The sequence below is a fragment of the Pseudomaricurvus sp. ABR4_320 genome (assembly GCF_056159445.1).
Window position 1 is genome coordinate 1 of sequence record NZ_JBSWVF010000068.1, and the last position, 1,358, is coordinate 1,358.

Annotated in this window: 2 protein-coding genes; both read right to left on the reverse strand. The window is 45.8% G+C overall.

Annotation, left to right across the window (positions count from 1 at the left end):
* Positions 1–574: 574 nt before the first annotated feature.
* Positions 575–877: a type II toxin-antitoxin system RelE/ParE family toxin gene (locus ACXAFR_RS27375; RefSeq protein ID WP_475183342.1), complete on the reverse strand. Its 303-nt coding sequence runs from the start codon at positions 875–877 to the stop codon at positions 575–577.
* The gene (locus tag ACXAFR_RS27380; protein WP_475183343.1) at positions 877–1,116 is read right to left on the reverse strand and encodes a type II toxin-antitoxin system ParD family antitoxin; all 240 of its coding nucleotides are present in this window, start codon (positions 1,114–1,116) and stop codon (positions 877–879) included. The genes ACXAFR_RS27375 and ACXAFR_RS27380 overlap by 1 nt, the downstream gene beginning before the upstream one ends.
* Positions 1,117–1,358 lie beyond the last annotated feature (242 nt).

Consider the following 1,358-nt stretch of genomic DNA (forward strand, 5'->3'; position numbering starts at 1 on the left):
AGTTGTAGCGACAACGAGTTGATATAAGCGATGTCGCCCAAAAAATTTCGGCAGTATTATTCAAAAATGGATTGATAAGACTATGAAAAATAGTAGCAAAAAACCGGTTGTTGCCAGTTTTGTTTTTCTACAGTCTCGTTAACTGGCAATGACAAACGAGCACGATTTGCATAAAAGAGTCACTGAATTGACCGATAGTGCTAGGGATTTATTGGATGTGTTGGCCTCGCAAAGTCAGGCGGCGTCTAAATCAGCAGGTCAAGGATCTGGATTGGCATGCTTCTGAACTGGTGAAATTGGCGTATGGGAATAATCGTCCTGAATATATAGTGGAAGAGATGCATTCCCTCATATCTTGGTGTGACCATATCCACGAGCCAGAAATACATGAACAATTTGTTGCTTCATTAAGAAATCGCCCATTGGTGCCGCCTTCATGGAGCAGCAGTTAACAACGATGGAAATTGAACCATACAAGTTGCAGCACGCGGAACCAGTTACGCCGCACCAATATGCGGTCGCAGCGCTCTTTTACCACAAATTGCACGTCGCAATTGGTTCGGTGTGCAAGGCGTTATGGGTTACTCAAGTTCAGCTCTGCGTCCATGCGCTTGTGCAAGATGCGGACAATTTCTATCTGAGTGCCGCTGATAGATCGATAGAAAATTACATGACTACTATTGGGAAATTTACGATATCCTAATTTGATAAAATCGCAGTCGGTTCCAACATCGGGAGTATCGGCTAGCAAATGGAATGCATCATCAAATTGCTTCAAGTAGGTTCGGCGTTGCTCTTTTCCCCACTTTCGCTGGGTGTAAGCGGCAATGGATTTCAAGTCAGCCCTGGCTTTATTGGTTAAAGTAAATGTCCCCATTAGCCAAATTCATCGTCCAGTTCATTCATCAGTGCTTCGTAGCTATATTCGGCAGTTCCGCTATTTTCGCCTTCTTCCAGCAGTTTGCGCAGGGTGGCAATTTTCTGTTCATTATCTTCCAGCAGCCTAAGAGCTGCGCGCATAACCTCGCTGGCAGAGGCATATCTACCTTCAGCTATTTGCTGGGCTATGAACCCGTCAAAATGCTCGCCAAGCGTAATACTCGTATTTTTAGCCATGGGGCAACCCCTTCGGTACCAAATAATACCGAATATTGGTATAAAACCCATAGCAAGTCAATCAACTTCGCGCCTTCGGCGCCGGACAGCCTACCGGCTGCCAGCCACCCGTATCGAGTCTTGCGCAATGTGCGGAGTTTAAAATTAGGATTATTTGAGAGGCAGGAAGCACGGACGAACAATCATTGTGAAGCGTAGACAGAGAATTATGCAGGCCATAGGGGATGCCGTGTCCCTGAAGC

Bases quoted from the DNA above. Each gene is read 5' to 3' on its own strand.
- ACXAFR_RS27375 (WP_475183342.1), bottom strand. From the start codon at position 877: ATGGGGACATTTACTTTAACCAATAAAGCCAGGGCTGACTTGAAATCC.
- ACXAFR_RS27380 (WP_475183343.1), bottom strand. From the start codon at position 1,116: ATGGCTAAAAATACGAGTATTACGCTTGGCGAGCATTTTGACGGGTTC.